Origin of the sequence: Spirosoma sp. 209 (genome assembly GCF_002006735.1) — a bacterium.
Classification (GTDB): Bacteria; Bacteroidota; Bacteroidia; order Cytophagales; family Spirosomataceae; genus Spirosoma; species Spirosoma sordidisoli.
Genome location: NZ_MVEC01000026.1, coordinates 1 through 22,682 on the forward strand (window position 1 = coordinate 1; position 22,682 = coordinate 22,682).

General features: G+C 55.5%; 16 protein-coding genes. 11 read left to right on the forward strand and 5 right to left on the reverse strand.

Features of this window, described 5'->3' with window-relative positions:
* The 3 genes from B1C80_RS27005 to B1C80_RS27015 all read right to left on the reverse strand — a co-directional run.
* The coding region (locus tag B1C80_RS27005) for a cytochrome b/b6 domain-containing protein (protein WP_139361755.1) at positions 1-696 on the reverse strand (696 nt) is incomplete at its 3' end.
* A gap of 94 nt (positions 697-790) precedes the next feature.
* Entirely contained in the window at positions 791-1,351 is a 561-nt protein-coding gene (locus tag B1C80_RS27010; RefSeq protein WP_077924327.1) for a carboxymuconolactone decarboxylase family protein, read from the reverse strand.
* Between the two features lie 102 nt (positions 1,352-1,453).
* Entirely contained in the window at positions 1,454-2,449 is a 996-nt protein-coding gene (locus tag B1C80_RS27015; RefSeq protein ID WP_236648948.1) for an AraC family transcriptional regulator, read from the reverse strand.
* Between B1C80_RS27015 and B1C80_RS27020 the strand changes: the two genes are divergently transcribed.
* The 6 genes from B1C80_RS27020 (at position 2,442) to B1C80_RS27045 (ending at position 11,739) form a co-directional block, all read left to right on the forward strand.
* Positions 2,442-3,302: an MBL fold metallo-hydrolase gene (locus B1C80_RS27020; protein WP_077924328.1), complete on the forward strand. Its 861-nt coding sequence runs from the start codon at positions 2,442-2,444 to the stop codon at positions 3,300-3,302. The genes B1C80_RS27015 and B1C80_RS27020 overlap by 8 nt on opposite strands.
* A gap of 73 nt (positions 3,303-3,375) precedes the next feature.
* Complete coding sequence (locus tag B1C80_RS27025) at positions 3,376-4,158, forward strand: patatin-like phospholipase family protein (protein WP_077924329.1); 783 nt, start codon at positions 3,376-3,378, stop codon at positions 4,156-4,158.
* Between the two features lie 416 nt (positions 4,159-4,574).
* Positions 4,575-7,868, forward strand: coding sequence for a SusC/RagA family TonB-linked outer membrane protein (locus tag B1C80_RS27030; RefSeq protein WP_077924330.1), 3,294 nt, complete (start codon positions 4,575-4,577; stop codon positions 7,866-7,868).
* 66 nt (positions 7,869-7,934) lie between these two features.
* Positions 7,935-9,662 carry a SusD/RagB family nutrient-binding outer membrane lipoprotein gene (locus B1C80_RS27035; RefSeq protein WP_077924350.1) on the forward strand — a complete coding sequence of 576 codons (1,728 nt, stop codon included), beginning with the start codon at positions 7,935-7,937 and terminating at the stop codon, positions 9,660-9,662.
* A 75-nt stretch (positions 9,663-9,737) separates the two neighbouring features.
* A complete protein-coding gene (locus B1C80_RS27040) occupies positions 9,738-10,430 on the forward strand; it encodes a hypothetical protein (protein ID WP_077924331.1) in 693 nt (230 codons plus the stop codon).
* Between the two features lie 70 nt (positions 10,431-10,500).
* Positions 10,501-11,739, forward strand: coding sequence for a hypothetical protein (locus B1C80_RS27045; RefSeq protein ID WP_077924351.1), 1,239 nt, complete (start codon positions 10,501-10,503; stop codon positions 11,737-11,739).
* A gap of 9 nt (positions 11,740-11,748) precedes the next feature.
* Here B1C80_RS27045 and B1C80_RS27050 read toward each other — a convergent pair whose 3' ends face one another.
* Positions 11,749-12,270: a redoxin domain-containing protein gene (locus tag B1C80_RS27050; RefSeq protein WP_129602679.1), complete on the reverse strand. Its 522-nt coding sequence runs from the start codon at positions 12,268-12,270 to the stop codon at positions 11,749-11,751.
* Positions 12,271-12,463: 193 nt separating this feature from the next.
* On the opposite strand from B1C80_RS27050, the gene B1C80_RS27055 reads away from it, so the two are divergent.
* From B1C80_RS27055 to B1C80_RS27075, 5 genes are all read left to right on the forward strand, one after another.
* Complete coding sequence (locus B1C80_RS27055) at positions 12,464-15,499, forward strand: TonB-dependent receptor (protein ID WP_077924352.1); 3,036 nt, start codon at positions 12,464-12,466, stop codon at positions 15,497-15,499.
* A gap of 18 nt (positions 15,500-15,517) precedes the next feature.
* Positions 15,518-16,915, forward strand: coding sequence for a RagB/SusD family nutrient uptake outer membrane protein (locus tag B1C80_RS27060; RefSeq protein WP_236648949.1), 1,398 nt, complete (start codon positions 15,518-15,520; stop codon positions 16,913-16,915).
* A gap of 78 nt (positions 16,916-16,993) precedes the next feature.
* Entirely contained in the window at positions 16,994-17,845 is an 852-nt protein-coding gene (locus B1C80_RS27065) for a hypothetical protein (protein WP_077924334.1), read from the forward strand.
* On the forward strand, positions 17,845-18,348 hold the full coding sequence (locus tag B1C80_RS27070) for a hypothetical protein (RefSeq protein ID WP_077924335.1): 504 nt from the start codon (positions 17,845-17,847) through the stop codon (positions 18,346-18,348). The genes B1C80_RS27065 and B1C80_RS27070 overlap by 1 nt, the downstream gene beginning before the upstream one ends.
* A gap of 20 nt (positions 18,349-18,368) precedes the next feature.
* Positions 18,369-20,732: a M43 family zinc metalloprotease gene (locus B1C80_RS27075; protein WP_077924336.1), complete on the forward strand. Its 2,364-nt coding sequence runs from the start codon at positions 18,369-18,371 to the stop codon at positions 20,730-20,732.
* Positions 20,733-21,063: 331 nt separating this feature from the next.
* Here the strand turns inward: B1C80_RS27075 and B1C80_RS27080 are convergent, their stop codons facing one another.
* Positions 21,064-22,290 carry a dockerin-like protein gene (locus tag B1C80_RS27080; RefSeq protein WP_077924337.1) on the reverse strand — a complete coding sequence of 409 codons (1,227 nt, stop codon included), beginning with the start codon at positions 22,288-22,290 and terminating at the stop codon, positions 21,064-21,066.
* Positions 22,291-22,682 lie beyond the last annotated feature (392 nt).

Genomic DNA, 22,682 nt, shown 5'->3' on the forward strand with positions numbered 1-22,682 from the left:
GGGTTGGGGCTCGGGGGCCGGCCGAAGCGGCTGTCCAGGGTCGTCGGGTTTTTGTAATTCGAAACCCGTAATCATACTCTGAAAGTTGGTCCAGCCCGCCCGGATCACCTGCGCAATATGCACCACAAAAAACAGCACGTACCCGACCGTCAGCGCAAAGTGAATCAGCCGGGCGGTTTCGTAGCCCCCCGACAGGGCCGTGAGCCAGTAAAACTGCGTCGGCTTGTAAATGGCATATCCTGTCAGAACAGACCCGGCGCCCATGATCATGATCGAGAAGTACGCAATCTTCTGCGCACCGTTATATTTGACGAAGGGCGGCTGGGTTTTACGTAGGCCCAGATCATAGGCCGTAACCTGAATGGCTTCCCGAAAGGAGTGACGGTTCGGGACCAGGTGGCGCCACTCGCCCGATACAATCGTATAGCCTACGTACAGCAACCCGTTGAGCAGGAAGAGCCACATGAACACGAAGTGCCACGCCATACCCTCGGCCAGTCGGCGCGATAATCCCAGTGCTTTATAAAATCCGTCCGGAAAGAAGGAGATCAGTGTCCAGTCGCCCAGCACGATTTTGTACGGGTCATAGGCCCAGTAAATGAGCAGGCCGCTCCAGATCATGACGAACAGGACCGGGAAGTTAATCCAGTGAAACCAGCGGATGGCCAGCGGGTGTTTATGAACGATGCGTTTCATGACAAAGGCAGATTCGGGTATGTAAGCTACCGGTTTGCCGGTACGTACGCAAACAAAATAGGTACCGATTCCGCTACGACCGACCGGCCATCAATCAGGCGGTTACGGCTTCGGTAGTCAAAGCGGGCGCGGCCGGAAAATCGACGGGAATCTGGGTGATGCTGTGGAGGTAGTTTGAGATGATTTTATCACCAATGAGCAGCAGCAGATCCACCAGGGCGCTCTGCGCATAACCGGCTGCTACAAACTGGTCGATCAGCTGGTTGTCGGGATGACCTTTCGTTTCGGTGATGGCTTTAGCCAGTTTTACCAGCGCATCGAGTTTGGGGTCGAAGTCGGCATGGCCCGCCCGTAGCTGCAGCATCTGCTCGTCGGAGAACCCGTTCAGTTTGCCCAGCGCGGTATGGGCTGCCTGGCAGTAGACGCAGTTATTGGCCTGAGAGACCACGAGGTTGATAGCCTCCCGCTCTTTGGCTTTGAAAACACCCTTGATCTGGCTTTGCTGAAAGGCCAGGTAAGCCCCCAGGCCATTGTCAGACAGGCCGAACGTGGCGTACAGGTTCGGTACAAAGCCTAATCCTTTTTGCAGGTTGTCGAAGAGTTGCTGGTTCTGGGCCGAGACCTGGTCGCGGGTTGGTACGTGAAACGTTGCCATTGTCGTGTTGTGTTATGGTGAATTGACAAGACAAAGGTGCAGCCAGTGAAGCCACCCGAAAATGGATGTATTTCCCGCTCTGTTATCAATTCTTCCCGATGGTTAGCCAGCAGAAGCTGCCAGGCCGTGTATTCCCAGTTTTTTGAACGTCGATGGTGGCTGACCGGTCTGTTTTTTGAAGAACCGACTGAAATGCGACACTTCATCGAAGCCCAGCTCGAAGGCAATTTCCTTGGTCGACTTATCGGTATAGAGCAGCAGCCGTTTGGCCTCCAGCGCAATGCGCTCATGAATAATTTGCAGCGGACTTTGCTGATTGTAGAGGGCAAACAGATTGGCCAGGGTTTTGGGCGATTTGTTCAGCAGGTCGGCGTATGCGCTTACGGTATGCAGGCTGCGGTACTGGTTCTCAACGAGCAGGTTGAACCGGCGCACCAGGTTAAGGTCGGCTTCGGATAAGTCAGGATTCAGGTACTGCTCTTTAGCCAGCCGCGTCAGCTTAATGATCAGCCGCTTCAGCAACATCCGCAGCATTTCGCCCTGAATGGTATCGCGGGTCGAAAACTCGTCGTCGAATACCATCAGCAGCGCTTCGAATTTGCGTTGCTCGGCTGGACTAAGCTGCAGGAAGAGCGGATTCCGGGCGCCATAGAACAAAAAGCCTACGCACGAGACTTCTTTGTCGTGGTCAACGATGCAGTAGAAATCCCGGTCGAACTGCCAGGCAACGACCGCGTCGGGATTGGCAAACCCGAACGACTGATTGACCATGAGCGGTAACACCGTCTGCGCCGGAAACGCATATGTCACTCCATCGATCGTGACCGGTTGCGCTCCCCCCGTATTCCAGGCAATGGTCAGCAGGCGTTGAGGATGCCGGTTACCCAGTCGGTCGCTGAAAAAGTGGCGGCCGAAACCTTTCTCCCGGCAGATCAGCTGTAGAACGCCATTCGTTTTCGGTTCGGTGTAGGTATAGACCATAAGGTGTAGGTACAGACCATAATCGGTATAGGTGAGCCAGACGGAGGCTATAAATATATAAATACTCCTGACGCGCTTTACCTTTGTTCCATTGCTTACCCTTACGTTGATGATCATTCATACCCTCGATACCGGCCCCTTCAAACTCGATGGGGGCGCTATGTTCGGCGTTGTCCCGAAAACCCTCTGGCAGCGCACCAATCCGGCCGACGACCGAAATCTCTGCGACTGGGCACTGCGTAACCTGCTCATCGAAACGACCGATGCCAGCGGCAAACCCCGGCTGGTGCTGGTCGATACCGGGGTAGGAGATAAGCAGGATGCCAAATTTTTCGGCTTCTATGACCTGCCCAACGGCAAAACACTCGTGCAGGCTGTTGAGCAAGCCGGCTACGCACTGAGCGAGGTGACCGACGTCCTGCTGACGCATCTGCATTTCGACCATGCGGGCGGAGCCGTTCGCTGGGCCGATACGGGCCGCACCCGCCTGGAGCCGACCTTTCCGAGGGCCACCTACTGGAGCCATAGTGGCCAGTGGCAATGGGCTATGCAGCCTAACCCCCGTGAGCGGGCTACCTACCTCCAGGAAAACATCATGCCGCTGCACGAAAGCGGCCAGCTCCGCTTTTCGGATCAGAGCGAGCTGGGAATTCCGGGCATCGAACTGCTATACGTCGACGGCCATACCGAGAAAATGCTGATGCCCCGGCTAAAGACAGCCGGCAAAACCCTGCTGTTCTGCGCCGATCTGATTCCGTCGACTTCCCACGTGCCGGTTCCGTACGTGATGGGTTACGACGTGCGCCCGTTGCTGACCATGGATGAGAAAACGACCTTCCTCGAGCGCGCTGTCGACGAAGACTGGCTCCTCGTTTTCGATCACGATCCCTATTGCGAAGCGGCCACCGTTGAGCGGACCGAGAAGGGCATTCGGGTGAAAGACAAGGGGCGGCTGGCCGACTGGTTGTAAGTCTGCTGGCGGACAGGAGCGACACAAACCAAATGTCCGTACGTACCGTTATCTGACCAATACGTCAGACAGTATGAAAATCGGTTTGGTTTTATCGGGCGGGGGCGCCCGTGGCATTGCCCATCTGGGTGTAATCAAAGCCTTGCAGGAAATGGGTATTCGCTTCGATCAGATTGCGGGTACCAGCGCGGGAGCTATTGCCGGGGCGTTACTGGCGAACGGCTACACGCCGGACGAGAGCCTGAAAATTATTGAATCGTCGTCGTTCGTGCGGCATCTGCGTCCGGCCTGGAACCGTATGGGGTTGCTCCGCATCGATACGGCCGTCGACTTATATAAGAAGTACATACCGCATGATTCATTCGAAGGGCTGCAGATACCGCTGCACGTAGTGGCGGTTGACCTCAATGAAGGTGAGCAGGTTGTTTTCGATCAGGGCGAGCTGATCCGACCCGTGCTGGCGTCCTGTTGTCTGCCGGGTATCTTCGAACCACTACTGATCAATAAGCGGCAGTATGTAGACGGGGGCGTACTCAACAACCTGCCCGTTGAAGTAATCGAACACAAGGTTGACCTGGTGATTGCATCGCATACGAACCCGTTTGGGCTGGCCAAGCCGATCCGGTCCATGCGGGGGGTCATTGAGCGTAGCCTGATTCTGGCGGTACAAAGCAAAACCAGGGAGAAGTTCAACCGCTGTCAGGTGCTGATTGAGCCGGCTGATCTGGCTGGCTACAGTCCCACCGATGTCAGCAAAGCGCGCGAATTATTCCGGATCGGTTATCAGCACGCACGTTCCATGGCTGGCTTTATCGATAAAGCCCTCTCGCAACCCATGAACAACGAATCGATATAAAGCCAATCAGTTTACTGGACAAACTTATTTCTGCCATGCCGGGACACATGTTCCGGCATGTTGCTTTTCTGGCCGATTCAATAAGGCAAGAGATGCGGAAATAGGACACAACTGCTAATCGGGCAATTGGCAAAACCCTCTGAGTCAGTTGGCGTAGTTTAACTTTTCCAAGTTCTTTTAGAAAGATACTTAAGCATACTTACTAAATAAGTTATTTTAATGTATTGATAAATAGTAAATAGAGTATTAATTACTAAGTAGTAGAAAGATGGCTTTTAGAATAATATTCTATCTATTTGTCTTAAGTCAGAATAAAAGATTGTTTAAAATATATTAGACAAAGAATTTGCCCGATAAATCAGCTTTATTACTTTTGTAATAACTACAGTGTTTTCTTAACCTAACTTAAATCAAGTATGAGTAGAATTTTACTTGTGGGCTTGCTGTTAGTATGCTCACTCTGCGTTCCTGTATGGGCGCAGGAGCGAACCATTACGGGTAAGGTAACGGCTGCCGAAGATGGCTCGTTAATGCCCGGGGTGTCGGTAGTGGTTAAGGGCACCACGCGTGGCGCGAACACCGACGCCAGCGGTGCTTACTCGATCACTGTACCGGACAAAGCCACGAAACTGGTCTTCAGTTTTGTAGGCTCAGCTTCGCAGGAAGTTGAAATCGGGAACCGGTCGGTGATCGATGTCAAGTTGGCTAACGACGCCAAACAGTTGGGCGAAGTGGTGGTAACCGCACTTGGTCAGCAGCGCGACAAAAAAGCGCTGGCCTACGCGGTCACCAACGTAAAGGGCGATCTGCTCCAGCAGCGTTCCGAGCCGGATCCGTTGCGCGCTTTATCGGGTAAGGTTCCGGGCGTAAACATTACGGCTGGTAACGGAGCACCTGGAGCGGGTACTCGTATCACGATTCGGGGTAACAACTCATTTACGGGTAACAACCAGCCTTTGTTCGTTGTAGACGGGATTCCGTTCGACAACTCGGTAAACGGAAACCAGGGGTACAACCAGAACACCGTTTCTACCAACCGGGCGTATGATATCGACCCAAACAACATCGAGACGATGACGGTGTTGAAAGGCGCTGCTGCGTCGGCTCTGTATGGCTCGCGTGCGGCCAACGGGGTTATCGTGATCACCACCAAATCGGGGAGCAAATCAGCCCGTAAAGGATTGGAAGTTAACTTTAACACGTCTTATTCTGTAGAGAACGTATCGACCATCCCTGATTATCAAAACACCTACACGCAGGGCTCCAACCAGACCTACAACGGTGGTTTTATCGGAAACTGGGGAACGGTTTTCCCAGCCGAAGTAGACCGGGTCAATGCTGCGCTGGGTTTTGAACGGTATTCTAAAGTAATTGATCCGGACTATCCGGCCGGCACCATTCCGCACCCACTGGTCGATGCTACGGTTCCGTACGGCGCTGCGCGGTATCAGACCGCCTTCCCGGAATTGCTGCAGGCCAATGGTCGGGGTATCGCCGTTCCACTGGTGCCGTATGACATTATCGGCGGCTTTTTCCGGCAGGGTAAAGTACTGGAAAACGGCATTCAGATCACGTCGACGGGCGACAAAACGTCGCTGAACGCGTCGGTATCGCGGATGAAGAACGAAGGGATCATCCCTAACTCATCTACCGATCGTACCACGCTTAGCTTTGGTGGTAACGCTACGCTGAACAACAATATCAACATAGCGGGTAGTGTGGCCTACACGAACACCAACCAGCAGAGCCCACAGTCGGGAGCCGGTTATTACGCTGATTATGGTGGACTGGCTTCTGCTGGCTCTATCTACGGCCGGTTGTTCTACCTGCCCCGTAACTACAATCTGAGCGGCTATCCGTTTGAGAACCCGGTCGATGGATCAAACGTATTTTACCGCGCACTGGATAACCCGCTCTGGACGGCTAAATACAACCTCTACAACTCAGGCGTGAACCGGATATATGGAAACATGACCCTGAGCTACGATGTAGCTCCCTGGCTGAACCTGACTGCCCGGGGTGGTATCAACACCTACTCTGAAACCCGCAAAAACGTGATTCGCCCTGGCGGTACGTTCGTGCCACTGGGATCGGTTTTGAGACAGGATCTGACCAGAACAGAGACGGACTTTACCTTCCTGGCTACGGCGCAGCACGACTTTTCGGAGCGTTTCAATGCCAAGCTGTTGCTTGGTTTCAACCCCAACCAGCGCACCTACAGTGAATCGGGTATTGCGGGTGCGCCGGTTATCGATCCTAACGTGTTGACCATTGGCGGTACGCTGAACCAAACAGCTGCCGATTACCGGTCTCAACGTCGTCTGTACGGTATTTTCAGTGAATTAACGCTGGGTTATAACAATTACCTGTTCGTAACGGCATCGGTACGGAAAGACCATTCGTCAACGCTGCCTGCCGGTAATAACAGCTATTATTACCCGGCCGTGTCGGGCTCGTTCGTCTTCACTGACGTACTAAACCTGCCCAAAAACATTCTGAATTTTGGTAAAATCCGGGCTAACTATGCTAAAGTAGGTAAAGATGCTGATCCGTATCAGGTGTTTACTGCCTACAACCTGGGCCGTACGTTCTATAACGGTACCGCCATCTCGGTAGCGGGCTTACCCAGCCAGCTGAACAATATTGCCCTGAAGCCTGAGTTTACGGCTGAAGTTGAGTTGGGCGCTGAATTGCAATTTTTTAACAACCGGATCGGTATCGACGTCGCTCACTTCGACCGGGTGTCGACCGACCTGATCGTAACCCGTGAGTTGCCCCGCGCAACGGGTTTCTCTACGGAGATCACGAACGCCGGTAGAATCTCCAACAAAGGGTGGGAAATTGGCCTTACGCTCGTGCCCATTCGGACCGCCAGCGGGTTTACCTGGACGTCGTTTGCTGCTTACACACGCATTCGCTCACTGGTAGAAGATGCGGGTCCGGGTGGTGAAATTTTCATCGGCGGTACCGGTCTCTCGTCGTTGGGAACAATTTTCCGGAATGGCCTGCCATACGGACAGATCATCGGTTCGGTCAATGCCCGTGATGAAAGCGGAAACCTGCTGATCAACCCATCGACCGGTCTGCCGATCCGCGCGGCCAAGTCAGCCATCATTGGTGATCCCAATACCAACTACACCATCGGCTGGACAAACACGGTGAATTTCAAAAACTTCACGTTGAGCGTATTGACCGACTACAAAGCTGGCGGTAGCCTGTTCTCAAGTACAGCGGCTTCGCTTCTGCTCCGTGGTCAGTTGAAAAATTCGGAAGATCGCGAAGGAATGCGGGTAATTCCGGGCGTGCTGGGTGACCCGGCTACGTATAAGCCACTGGTGGGTGATGATGGCAAGCCCATCAAAAATACCATTGCCATGTCTGCTTTCCAGTATCACTTCACCGACGGATACGGTGCTTACGGTGCCGACGAGGTCAATATCTACGATGCCTCTGTGGTCCGGTTACGGGAGATTTCGCTGGGCTACAGCGTACCCAAGGCCTTCCTGCAGCGGTATGCTAAGGTACTGGGTAGCCTACGGATCTCGGCATCGGGCCGTAACCTGTGGTTCTACGCGCCCAATATGCTGAAAGGGCTCAACTTCGATCCTGAGGTACTGTCGAACTTCGCTGACTCAAACATTCAGGGCTTCGATCTGGGCGCTTCCCCATCTACCCGTCGTTTTGGCATCAACCTCAACGCATCATTCTAACTCTGAGCTGAAACGCCAATTACCCGGCGTTTCAGCTCGATGATCAACTATTACTCAGAGAAGTACATGACAAACTATAAGAATGTATTCAGGACACTAACACTGGCCGGGATCATCAGTGTGGCCAGTTCCTGTAGCATGACCGAACTGGATATTAACAAAGATCCTAACCGTCCTGCATCGGGTTCGCTAGCCCTGCTTATGCCTGTAGCTGAAAATGCAGCTATCAATGCGTTTAATGCGGTGAATGGAAGCGCCATGGGTTTTGCGGGTCTCTGGAGTTCTAACGACTCGTATAACCTGAGCAACACCAGCTTTCAGGGTACCTGGAATGCCGCCTACCAGAGTCTGCAAAGCATCGAGGAGATGCTGCGTGCTACCGAAGATGGCAAAAACCCCCGTTATCGCGGCATCGCGCTGGTACTGAAAGCCTATTCGGTGGGTAACTATGTGGATATGTTCGGCGATATGCCGTATACAGAGGCCTGGAAAGGAAACAGCGCCGAGCCTAACAAGACGCCCAAGTTCGATAAGGATGCCGATATATACGAAGATCTCCTGAAACTGTGTGATCAGGCAATTGTCGAACTGGCCAAGCCGCAGCCTGTGGCCGTTGGTGGCGACTATATGGGCTCGGGCAATGCTGCTACCTGGACCCGGATTGCCCGAACCGTTAAGCTACGTTTGTTGCTGACGTCCCGCAAAGGGCGGGCTAACGGCAATGCCGAACTGAAAGCCGCGTTCGATGCCGGTGGGTATATTACGACCCCGGCTCAGAACTGGACTTATCTGTACTCAACCCAGGTTTCGCCGGTCGATAACCGCCACCCCTGGTACTTTACGTACGCCGGTCAGGGTGACCCTACCTATATCAACCACCAGTTGATGGGTGAAATGATTCTGAACAAAGACCCGCGTCTGCCTTTTTATTTCTACCGGCAAACATCGCGGATCCTGGATCAGAACAACCCAACCGACCGCGGCACTACGCCCTTCGGCGGGTCATATCTGCCCCTGCGTGAATCGTTCCTGTCAGAATACAGGAGAGCGTTTAACATCACCGGTGCTATTCCGGCCGCCGACCTGGCCTACATTGCCGGCTACTTCGGCCGTGACCGGGCCGACGTGTCGGGTGCTGCGGCTGATGGTCCTCTGCGGACTGCGCCCGGTACCTACCCCGCTGGTGGCGTGTATTCAGACCGTAGTACGGCGGCTGTAGCGCTGACCGGGCAGGCTGCCCTGAACTATGGTGGTAACGGGCAGTGGCCTATTATTAACAGCTGGAATACCAAGTTTTACCAGGTTGAAGCCATCCTCGATGGAACCGGCGTCACCGGCGACGCCCGCGCGCTGTTTGAGGCCGCGATGCGTGAGCATATCGCCGTGGTGGTTGCGCAGGGGCTTAAGTCGGACCCGAGCAAAGCCAAAACACCTGCTACCGCCGAGGTAGATGCGTACGTGAAATCGTGGTTAGACCTGTACGATGCAGCAACGACCAATCAGGCGAAGCTGAACGTAGTAGCCAAGCAGATCTGGTTCTGCTCATGGGGGCAGGGGATGGACATCTGGAATTTCCAGCGCCGGACCGGTTACCCCATCCAAAGCCAGTTCAGACAGCTGTCTGTCGGTATTCAGGCTCCTATCTCGAAGCCTCCCCGTCAATACGCACTGCGGTTACCCTATCCGCAGTCGGAGGGCGCGCTTAACCCGAACGCATCAAAATACATCACTGACGTTGTTTTTGACCGCGATCCTGTCTTCTGGGACAAGGTGAAAGTGAAGTGGGAATTTTAATTAAGATTATGATCAGCTGAACCTCGAAACCAATGATCTGGCGAGGTTCAGCCGATCGACAAACTAAGAATAGCAATGAAAAAACTCTTTACATACTCGTTTATGGCAGCTATCACGCTACTGCTCAGCTGCCGCGATGAGTCACTTGATCCAAATAAGCCCTGGGAGCCAGGCGTACACGGTTGGGGCGTTTTTGATGGTGTTGCCGAAGCGGGCAAAGCCAACATTGCCGCCAATGCCAGAAACTTCCCGCTCACCGGGCAGGATAACTCAAAGATCGATTTCAAGATCCGCTGGGTGTCTCTCGATAATAAGTTGACAGTTAGTAAAATAGCTATCAAGGTCGACATGATCGAGTCCTACACGGATCCCGATGGTAACCCCAAAACGGTAGCATTAGGCGGTGGTGGCCGGGTTGTCAAAACGATTGATGCGCCGGCGGCCAACCGTCAGTGGAACAACTTCTCGATCACGCCCGCTGAAATCTACAACCTGTACAAAGATGCTACGGTGAAGTATGATAAAGTCAACGCTGTTAAAGTCTTCGAAAACCCAGCCCGGCCTCGTCCGGCGGGCGCCCGCCTGCAGGGGCCCCTGGTTGTAGGAGGCAAAACGGTAGCTAATGCCGACGCTTTCCTTGTAACCTGGGAGCTGACGACTAGCGATGGGCTTGTCTTTAGGGTATGGAACGAGGACAGCATCTGCCTCGATCCGACTCCTGTTTCTCAGGCCAACGCGAACTGCCGACTGAGCTTCACCGTTCGTTAACTGGCATTCGAACATGCTTAAAGCAGCAGGCTCAGCGATGGGTCTGCTGCTTTTTATTTATCTTCGGACGATGCGTACGCTATACTGCTGGCTAATACTGATTGGCATTAAGGGCACAGGACTGGCTCAGGTACCTACGTTCCTGACCGATGTGCAGCCGATCATTATACGAAACTGTACTACCCCCTGTCATCATACGGGTGGGGTAGGGCCGTTTCGCCTGCTTACTTACGACGATGTGGCCAAGCGAGGTAAGTTCATAGCCAGCGTAACCCGAACGCGCTACATGCCCCCATTTCCGGCCGACCGGCAGTTTCAGCATTACGCCAACGAACGCGGGTTATCTGACGCCGAAATAGAAACTATTCAGGCCTGGGTGCGGGGCGGTATGAAAAAAGGAGAAACCCCAGCAGCGGCCAGCCGCCCGAAAGAGGCTGCTTCCCTGGCGGCTACAGCCCGCCAGCCAGACCTGGTGTTTCGTATGAAACCATACCTAGTTCGGGGCGATGGGCAGGAAGATTTTCGGTATTTTCATGTGCCTATGAACCTCACGCGGGACATATGGGTAGAGGCCATCGAATTCGTGCCGGGCAACCGGAAGCTAGTGCACCACAGCAGACTGATGGTCGACTCGACCGGTACAATGAGCGCCATCAATGGAATTGCCGAAGCGGACCCTAAACTACGCGAGTTTCAGCGGACGCCCCTGGCTGATGAGTTTCTGTACGGGTGGGTACCCGGTAATGACCGAGTCACGTTTCCAGCTGGTGCTGCCAAGCGGATACGGGCCAGTAGCGATCTTATTCTCAACATTCATTACGCGCCCTCGGCTAAAGAAGAGACGGATCAGTCGGAAGTTCGTCTGTATCTGGCCCGACAGCCCGTCGACCGGGTCGTACGAACCCTCAGCCTGACCGAAAATGACGTAACAAACCAGCCATTCCGGCTCGCGGCCAATACAAAACCTGTTTTTTATATGAAGTTCGGACCGCTGCCCGACAGTATCCGGCTGTTATCGGTCATGCCACATATGCACCGACTGGGCCAGTCGGTGAAAGCGTTTGCCATCACGCCCGATGGCGATGCTATCAACCTGATACAGATACCGGCCTGGGACTATAACTGGCAGCTGACCTATTTTTTTCGGCAGGCCCTGACCTTGCCGAAAGGCACAGTTATCCTGGCCGAAGCGCAGTATGATAATACCGATCAGAACCCGCTCAATCCAAACCGGCCTGCCCGAACCGTCGGCTACGGCTGGAACTCCACCGACGAAATGATGAACCTGGTATTCTACTACATCCGGTAGTTGGCAGTACTATTCGATCAGGCAGCCTACCGCTTCCGTTCTGGGCAGAGCTACCGCCTTACCGGCCAGTACAGCGTCTAGGGCATCACGCAGGTATGGCTGCGTAGCATCAGGCCGGTGTTTCCCGAGTGCTACGTACCAGTCATCAATAGCCCCCTGATACCGAATGCGCCCGCCAGGGTCGACCACGACTACTTCGGGAGTTACGGCAGTGCGAAACTGGTGGGCCAGTCGGGCACCCGGGTCGGGCCTGGCTTCCAGAGAAAGGTGGTACGTAGCACAGAAATGCCGGATCAGGCCGGGCGAGTCGGTGCGTAGCGGAAACAGGGCTACGAACCGGACGGCAGCCCGGTCGTACTGCCGGTGCAACGTTGTGAGCCGGCGTGCGTATTGCTGACTAATGGGGCATTCAGTATTCAAAAATACATATACCGTGATGGGCCCGGCGGCTGCAATGCATCGTGCCGGTGCAGTAAGCCCCAGCACCCACACCAATAGGATCGGAAAGAAGACAAATCGCCTGAGTAGCATGTGTATAATGTGGCGTTTGTAAAGAGCACATTATTTTGTTGGTTCCGCCGGGCTAACGGCCAAATTTTTATACAGTAAAGATACTTTTGTTCGTTGGTATTACGCTAAATTGTCCATATTACGCGCCCGTTTGCCTCCGCACGAGATGGCAAAAACGGATGGCGTACTGGATTACTCAACCCTAACCTGTTCTATGAGGAACAATTACCGATTATTTTGGGGGATTTTACTACTGCTGGCACCGGTTCAGTTACTGGCGCAGGGGCTACGGATTTCGGGGCGGGTTACCTCCGAGCAGGACGGGCAGCCCGTACCGGGGGTAAACGTAGTGGTTAAAGGAACAACGACCGGAATCAGTACCGATGCCAGCGGTAATTACAGCCTGACCGTACCGGGCGCCAATACGGTCCTGCTCTTCACGTCTATCGGTCTGGTGTCGCAGGAGATCAATGCTGGCAACCGGACCGTGGTGAACGTGGTCATGAAAGAGACCGTCAACGAACTGGCTCAGGTGGTTGTGACGGGCTATAATACTACCCAGCGAAAGGACATTACCGGCTCGGTTACCTCCGTCTCGCCTGATAAATTCAAAAACATTCCGGTTGCCAGCTTCGACCAGGCCCTGCAGGGGCAGGCGGCTGGTGTGCAGGTGACCCAATCGTCGGGTACGCCCGGAGGTGGGTTAACCGTGCGGGTGCGGGGCAATACGTCCATTTCGGCCAGTAACCGGCCGCTGTTTATCGTCGATGGCGTACCGGTAGAAGATGGTAACCTCACCGGCCGCGACTTCGGCGGGCAGCAGGATAACGCCTTTGCGCTCTTTAACCCGAACGATATTGAAAGCATCGAGGTGCTGAAAGACGCGTCGGCCAAGGCCATTTACGGCTCGCGGGCGGCTAATGGGGTGGTACTGGTCACCACCAAACGGGGGCGGTCGGGCCAGAAAACGACCTTTACGGCCGATGTCCAGCGGGGCCTGACGGAGATCATCCGCCGACCCGATATGCTGAACGCTACCGAACTGCTCGAACTCCAGCGCGAAGCGGTTACCAATGCCGGCCAGGACCCCGACCAGCGGGGGCTCATCAAAGGCGTGACGGACGGTGTCAATACCGACTGGGTCGATGAGGTGTTGCGCCGGGGCGTTTATCAGCAGTACCAGCTATCGGCCCAGGGCGGTAACGACAAAACCCAGTTTTACCTCAGCGGTAGCTACCGCGACGAGCAGGGCGTTCAGCTGAACAATGGCTTTACCCGCTATACGGCCCAGTTCAAGTTTGATCAGAAAGCGACTTCCAAGCTCTCGTTCGGAGCCAACATCACCGCTTCGTACGCGAAGAACAAACGGGTAAAAGGCGACAACTTTCTGGATGGCGTGTACTCGGGAGCCATCAAGAGCCTGCCGTATTACGCGCCCTACAACGAGCAGGGGCGCCTGTACGGGCCCAACGATCCCAACTACGCCGGGTTTCCTAACTTCAACCCGGTTGGCCAGGCCGTTTTGCCCCGGTTTGTCAGCTACACCGCCAAGTTTCTGGGGGGAGTTTACGGCGAGTATGAAATTATTCCGAACCTGCGCTTCCGCACTAAGGCCAGCGTAGATTATAACAACATCACCGAAGACAACTTCGAGCCCTCATCGACTGCTATCGGCGGATTTCTGGAAAGCGTTGGCGGTCAGGGCTATGGCGACTTCAGCAATACGACCCTTGCTACCCTGATCAGTACCAATACGCTGGCCTATAACTTCCAGCTGCCCGGAAAACACCGGTTCAGTACCCTGGCCGGGTTTGAGGTGCTGAGTCGGCAGCAGCGCAGCAATAACGTGCAGGGGCGGCTGTTCCCGAGCGACGATTTTACTTATATCCGCTCGGCCGGCGTTGTTGACCAGGGCGACTCGTACCTGCTCAACAGCGGGCTGATCTCGACCTTTGGCGAGGTCCGGTACGACTACGATGAGAAGTATCTGGCTACGATTACGGCCCGTTACGATGGCTCGTCACGCTTCGGTAAGGATCGTCAATTTGGGGTGTTTCCGTCGGCCTCGGTAGCCTGGCGTTTATCCAGCGAGCCGTTCATGCAGCGGTTCCGTTTCCTGAACGATCTGAAACTGCGGGCCAGCTACGGCTTTACCGGTAATGAACGCATCGGCGATTTTCAGTTTCTGGGCACCTGGGCTTCGGTCACTTACAGCGGCTCTACCGGGGTTGGCCCGTCGGCACTGGTTAATCCGCTCCTGCAGTGGGAGCGCACCCGCGAAGCCAATATCGGGTTCGATGCCTCGTTCCTGAACGGTCGGCTCAGCGTAACAGTCGATGCTTATGATAACCTGACAGATAACCTGCTCTTTGCACAACCCATTCCGCTCACGACCGGCTTTGGTTCCGTACAGGGCAACATCGGGAAAGTAGGCAACCGGGGTGTCGAGCTGACGATATCGACGGTCAACATCGACCGGGGCGGTATCCGCTGGAGCACCGACCTGAACCTGTCGCACAACCAGAATAAAGTGGTTGAACTGGTCAGTAACGAACCCATCTTCAGAGGCTACACAGCCGACGGCGTTAGCCGTACCAACGTCATTCTGCCGGGTCAGCCGCTGGGAACCTTCTGGGGGCTGAAGTTCCTGGGCGTCGACCCGGCCACGGGGAATGCGATCTACGACGATAAAAATGGTGACGGTCGTATCAGCCCCGAAGATGGGCAGGTGATCGGTAACGCCCAACCCAAGCTGACCGGCGGCTTCACCAACCGGGTGAGCTGGAAAGGGATCGAACTGAGCGTGCTCCTGCAGGGATCGTATGGAAACAGCATTCTGAACTTCTCCAATACAACCCTGCTGAACGCGGGTGCCGACATCGAGAACAACCAGACGCGCAAGGCCCTGCAGCGCTGGCGCAAGGAAGGCGATATAACCAGTGTACCACGCTATGAGTTGGGCAACAGCTATAACAACTACCACAGCAGCCGTTTCCTGGAAGACGGTTCGTTTGTGCGGATTAAAAACCTGACCGTAGGCTACAACCTGCCCCGCCAGTGGGTTACCCGCTACGGCATGACCAGCGTCAGATTCTACGCGTCGGCTACTAACCTCTATACCCTGACACGGTATAGCGGTCCCGATCCGGAAGTGAGCACACTCGATGGGTCGACGGTCTCGCAGGGGATCGACTTCTTTACACTCCCACAGGTAAAAACCATACTGGGCGGTTTATCCATCGTCTTTTAACCGCATCGACTCGACACTATGATTCATTCTGCACTTCTTATGCGTTCTGTTCGGTACATAACGGTACTGCTGCTGGTAAGCCTGGCTTCCTGCCAGACCGTGCTGGAGCCCGATCCGGTCGATCTGCTGGTCGATGAACTGGTCCTGAATGAACCTAACGACGTACAGCCGGTCCGGCTGGGTATGTACAATGCCCTGCGCGGCACAGCGGCTTCAACCATCATTGCTGGTGACTTTACGGCTGATTACATCCAGTTCAACGGTACCTTTACCGACAACCGCGAGTTTGGTAACAAACAGATTACGGCGGCCAATAGCGTTGTCAATACCTTGTGGGGCGCTCTCTACCGGACCATCTACGTAGCCAATTTCATCCTGGAAACGCTGCCTGGCGTAGCGGGAGTGCCCGAGTCGACGCGGAAGCAGGTGCTGGCCGAAGCCCATTTCATGCGTGCCTGGGCCAACTTCATCGGTACCTATACCTACGGGGATATTCCGCAGGTAACCTCTACCAACCAGGCCGCGAACCGGAATATTGGCCGCACCGCCCGGGCCACGATCCTGGCCTCGGTCCTGGCCGACTATCAGGCTGCGCTGGCTGACCTGCCTGCCGTTGCCGCCGGGTCGACTAATGTCACGACCAATGCAACTTACCTGAACAAAGCCACCTGCCAGGCGGCTCTGGCCCGGTTTTATCTGTATCAGCGTAACTGGGCCCAGGCCGAAACGCTGGCCGGTCAGGTCATTGCCTCCGGGATCTACGCACTCGAAACCAATTATTCCGATGTGGTGCTCAAGGACTTTACCCGTGAGTCGATTCTGGAAGTGGGCTACTCGCTGTCCGACGATCCGGGAACAACGGCTACCAGTCTGAATAACCTGCTGGTGGGTCGTCGGGAAGTGATTCCCTCGAACCAGCTCATCACGACCCTGGTCTCCACCGAAGCCGGTACCCGTCGGGAAACCATTGGTTTTAACGTACAGAACCTGCGCGGCAGCGATAACGGCTGGAGCGTTCGGAAATACGGTACCGCTTCGGAAGATAACAACAACATTGTACTGATGCGGCTGGCCGAGATGTACCTGATCCGGGCCGAAGCGCGCGCGCAGCAGGGTAAAATTACGGGGGCTGCCGGTGCCGTAGCTGATCTGAACGTACTGCGAACCCGCGCCAACGCGCCTGCCATTGCTTTGACCGCCCAGGCCGATGTGGTGCTGGCCGTAGAACGCGAGCGGGTCTATGAACTGGCTTTTGAAGGGCACCGGTGGTATGATCTGGTTCGGACCGGGCGGGCGCAGGCCGTCATGTCGGCATTCTCGCCCAACTGGACCAGCCGGTTTGAGCTATGGCCCATTCCGCAGTCGGAGATACAGCAAAACCCCGCGCTGGCCGGTAAGCAGAACCCCGGCTATTAACCGGTTGGCGCTGGCGCAGATTACAGCAAAGAGAAAAAGGCCAAAGGCCAGGAAATAGCAGACACAGACACTCGAATTATGAAGCTTTTTACCACTAATAAACACATTCGCTTCGGCTGGGGAGGGCTACTGATGGCGGTAGTTCTGGGCTGGGCGGCTATCGGCTGCGAGGAGCAGGATCTCGACCGAACGTTTGCAGGGCCGTATTTTGTGCGCTTTACCGATACAACGCTGACCTTCCGGGAAAGCTATAACCAGATTGTTCCAATTCGGGTGCATAATGTAGGGCCGGTACTGACAGAAGCCATCCGGATCAACTACACTGTTAGCGGCACCGCCCGCGAAGGCCGCGACTACGCCATCCAGGGCGAAAAGGGCATCGTGGTTATCCCGGCCAATAAGAGCTTCGGGCAGATCAACATCAGGCTGATCAACAATGCCAATAACATTCTGGAGTCGCAGTCGCTGACGTTTACGCTGACGGGGGTCAGTCCGGCGTCGCTGCGGGTGGGGCTGGCTCCGAGCGGGGCGCTGGGCCGGTCGATGCGGTTTACCATCAACGACGACTGCCTGTTCGGCGGCACCTACACCGGAACGAGTCGCGTTGGAAATCAGAATTTCACGTATCAGAACATCGACATTTCCAGTACCGACTGCAAACAGTACATCCTGAGCAACTGGAACATCGGTATTCCGTTCTTTAATTTCGACGCTATCAAACCAACGCTCCGGTTCGTCGATAACGGCGATAATACAATTACGGTACCGGCACAGACGAACGCCGAGCTGGGCTCAACGGATACGCTGCGCGGCAACGGAGCCTGGAATCCGCGCGACCGCCGGATCACGCTGAATCTTCAGTTCAAGCTGCGGCTCACCAACAACCGCGACACAACGCTTTCCTACACGCAGACTTATACACCACAGTGATGCGAACTCTACTCCGTTTTCTGCTTATACCGGTTGGGGCTATGTGGCTTTTTGGAGGCTGCGCCGAAACCCTCGAACCCAAACCGCTTACGTATACGCAACTGCTGACCGGAACGACCCAGAAGTCGTGGCGGCTGGTGTCTTATCAGATTTTAGATGACGGTAACTCATCGCAGGTGATTCCGGTGCAGGGCCAGTTCGACCCCTGCGTGACGGACGATCTGTACACCTTCTATGCCAACGAAGGACGTCGGTATGCGGTTAGCGAAGGAGCCAGCAAATGCGGAGCCAACGACCCGGATATTTTTCTGGACGACCAGTGGACACTCGTCAACGCCAGCGCCACCCTGGAGTTCGCCTTTCCTATTCTGTCGGGTCAGCGCCTGCCGTATACCATCAAAAACCTGACGGGCAATGTGCTGACCATTGAAATCTATCTGCAAAATATTCAGGATATCAACGCCAGCTATCGATTTACGTTCAACGCCGTTACCACGCGCTAAGGCTACTCAACCGCACGACTATGATCCGAATACTACTGTTTATACTGCTTTTATCCGGGGTATGGGGAGCCGCTATGGCCCAGACCTTACCGCCCAGCCCGGAGCAGTGCGCCACCATGCAGATGGATAGCCTGCTTCGGAAAAAATACCCCGAGCTGGGGAGCCTGAACGATTTCGAGCGTGAGTTGCAGAAGAAAATCGTTACCATGAAAGCCAACATGGCTTCCGGGCGCGTGGCAGCGCCGGTCGTTACCATTCCGGTAGTCGTTCATATTGTCCATAATGGCGAAGCCGTCGGTACCGGCCGCAACATCAGTGCCGCCCAGGTGCAGGCTCAGCTCGAAACCCTGAACGAAGATTTTCGCCGGAAACCCAATACGCGGGGTTTCAACAACAACCCCGTCGGGGCCGACATCGAGATCGAGTTCTGTCTGGCCGCTGTCGATCCGCAAGGCCGTACCATGGCCGAGCGCGGGATCGACCGCTATAACGGCAACCGCGCCACCTGGAACCGCGATGCTATCGAGGGCGTACTGAAACCCAGTACCTTCTGGGACCCGAACAAGTATTACAACATCTGGGTACTCGATTTCGATAATGCCGACCGGCTGCTGGGCTATGCGCAGTTTCCGAGCCAGTCGAGCCTGCCCGGTATTCCGTCGCAGGGGCCGGCCAGTACCGATGGGGTCGTTATTGCCTACCGTTCGTTTGGTAATTCTGAGAAAGGGAACTTCCCGATTATGCAGGCACCCTACAACCTGGGCCGGACGCTCACCCACGAAACCGGCCACTGGCTGGGCCTGCGCCACATCTGGGGCGACGCCAACTGTGGCGACGACTTCTGTGGCGACACGCCCCCGCAGGCTTCCGAAAGCCGGGGTTGCCAGGTTGGGCGGATCAGCTGCGGCAATACCAACATGGTGCAGAACTACATGGACTACTCCGACGATGGCTGCTTCAACATTTTCACCCTGGATCAGAAAGCCCGGATGCGGGCCGTTATGGATGTGAGTCCGCGTCGGGTGAGCCTGATTACGGCCAACGTCTGCGGCACGCAGGTTGTCTCGCGGCCTATTCCCAACTTCCGGGCCGAAGCCCAGCGGGTGCTGCTGGGGGGGCAGGTGCGCTTCAACGATCTGTCAGGAGGATTCCCGACGCGCTGGGAGTGGACGTTCGAGGGCGGCACGCCAGCCACCTCTACTGACCAGAACCCCGTGGTAACCTACAGCCAGCCCGGCCGTTTCCGGGTTACGCTGCGGGTTACGAATGCGGTAGGGGCGTCGGAGCCGCTTGTCCGCGAGCAATACATCGAAGTTCTGAGTTCGGGCCTGTGCGCCGAGCTGACCAACTTTAACGGTACGCCCACGGTGTTGCGCGAAACCGGTGGTACCGGCTACGTGGCGGGGCAGAACAGCCGGCGAACGCAGGCGGTGTCGGAGTTTTTCCAGAACGAGCTGGGCTATAGCAATCTGGCCGGAGCCGCCCTGCGGTTCGGGGTTGCCAAAGCCGCCCGAGGAGCCGCCACGGAATCGGTCGTTACGGTAACGGTCTGGAACGGTCGGGGCTTCCAGAACGGGCCTGGCGCTATTCTGGAGCAGAAAGACGTGCCGCTGCGCGACATCCTGAACGACGTTGCCAACAACCGCCCCACTACCGTAACCTTCGAGCGAAATGTGCCGCTCAGCGGGTTGCCCTTCCACATCGGCATCACCCTGCCCTACGTAGCGGGCGACACCGTAGCGCTGGTAACGACGCAGAACGGCCAGTCGACCTTCGCCACTTCCTGGCGGCAGAACCGCAACGGCGACTGGCTTCGCTACGCCGATAGCCTCGGACTGAACGTCGCGCATAACGTAACGGCTCGTATCGGCATGAAATCGTCGGTGCAGGTAGCCTCGTCGGCCCTGTTCATCAACCCCGGCGAAACCGTTACCCTCAACGCACGCGGGGCCAGCGTCTTCAGCTGGACAGGTACGGGCCTGAACACGACGCTGGGCCCGCAGGTGATTGCTTCGCCCAGCCAAACTACCTCGTACACGGTATCGGCCACCGGGCAGGATTTGTGCAGCACCTCGGCGGTGGTTACCGTAAACGTCAGGGCGGGGGTCGTAACGGCCATGCCATCGACGGTAGATCAGGCGCTGATGGTGACGCCCAATCCCAGCGATGGGCTGATGATGGTGTCGCTGAGCGGGCCGCAGCGGGGGGCGCTGACCTTATCGGTACGGGGCCTCAACGGAGGGCAACTGCTTCGACAGAAGCATCAGAAAACAGGCGATCTCTTCCAGCAGTCGCTCGACCTGCGCAGCTCGCCGGGGGGCGTCTACTTTATCGAGGTGCAAGTCGGAGACGTCACCTTCCGACGACGAGTCGTGAAGCAGTAACCCCAGCCCGGCAGGAGTGATACGTTTATAGTGACGAATGGTTAGGTAGTCAATCCAGCCCCGGTCGGGGCGACATGTACAGGGTGACCCCTACTACATGTCGCCCCGACCGGGGCTGATCCGTTTGGCGGTAAGCCTGTTGCTAGGGACCTATCACCCGTGCGGGGCGAATACATGGTTGCGAAGGGGCCTCGTCTACCCCAAACCATTTGGGATGCAATAAAGGGATGCCAGACTGTGCTGACATCCCTTTATTAATCTTGAATCGTCATATTCGGGCTTTTCTCCGGCCCGGCCGGAGTGGCAAATCAATGGCGAGTCATGCAGTAAGTTAGTTTAACGACGGTACGGTCCAGTCGATCCAGGTGCTTTCGTCGACGGTAAAGCCGCCATCTGTCCGCATAATGCTGGTATTGCCCGTACCGGTGCCGATCAGAAACTTCTCGACATAGGCCCGCAACTCCGGCAACTGCGAGTCGGGTAAAGCGCAGTGGTTATGCCCGCCGATCTGCGAAAAACCCATCCGATCCGGAATGCCGAGTGCCTGCCATACCTTGTGTGCGGCATGCGCCGTATTCCAGGAGCTGACGGGACTCAACCAATCGATCGACGTGTTTTCGATGACGAGCAGGGCGCGCGGAGCGCAGAGCGCCAGTACGCTGTGCTGATCGAACGGAAGCTTGTCGGACGTTTTGCTGAATTGCGAGAAGCTCTGTCTGAACCACACGTTTTCGTTGACGATCTGCGAAAGTGTCTGCACCGTTTTGCCGCCCGCCAGCTGCGCATCGGAAATACGCCAGCTGGCAGCCCCCCCGGCTCCGGGTTCCTGGGGAATGGTGAGTTTAATGCGCTCATCGAACGCACCCACGGTTAACGCACCTTTGCCATTCCGCGAACAGCCCGTAACACCCAGGCGGGCCGGGTCAATGTTGGCGGCCGGGGTTTTCTCCAGCGCATCGATCAACCGACTGACGCCCCACGCCCAGGCCATGGTAGCCGAGGCCGAGTGATCACTGCCATACATGTCGAAGAACAACCCTTTGCCGCGCGAACTGCCATTGGTTTGCTGAGCCACCTGGTTGTTGGGAAAGGTAATAATAGCCACGCCCATGTTCAGCAGGGCCGTATTGTTGAGGTTCGACCCGCCAATACCCACGATGGCCGGATAAGGCTTACTGCCCGTGGTTGGATACGTTATGGAACAGACGAAGGAGATCGTTTTTCCATTATCGGTAACGCTGACCGTGACGCGGTTATCCGCAAAACTCCCCGTTACGGCCGAGGAGGGCGTATTAGGCTTGTAGCCGTACTCAAATTCCTGCGCCAGAGCGGCTAGTTCAGCGCGCCGGTATTTCCATTCGTCCTTGCTGGTCATTCGCATGCCGTTCATGAACAGAAACGGATCCGGAAGCTTGGGGTTACTGGTCAGCGACGCATAGGCAGGCATGGGGGGAATGGAGTAGTCCCGGGCAGGAATGTGATCACTACAGCTGATGGCCAGCGACATAGCCAGCGCAGCACTGACGGAAGCGAACAGGGAAAAGGGTTTTCGGTTCATACGACAATTGAGTTAAGGAATAGATAATCAGTACGTAAAGGGGTAAGGCTGGTCGATCACTGTATGGCCATCATCTCCGTCAGGAGACCATGGGTAAGCTATTTTGTTGCAATCGATTGCTAACGAATGACACGCAGACAGACCCAGTTAATTGCGCCATCTGTGTCTATGCGAGCAATATGGTTATATAAACTAAGCGATTATTGCAATAAATTGATCTCTAGCAAACATACAGAACAAAATGATCATTGAAACCGATTGCATAAAATTTTTTAGAAAAAATATATTTTATGACAGGCTATCATAAATCGGATGCCAGCCATGGAAATGATCTGCTATCCAGGAACACATCAAGCAGGCTGTCGCAGGGGCCTGAGCCACGAGATGAGCGC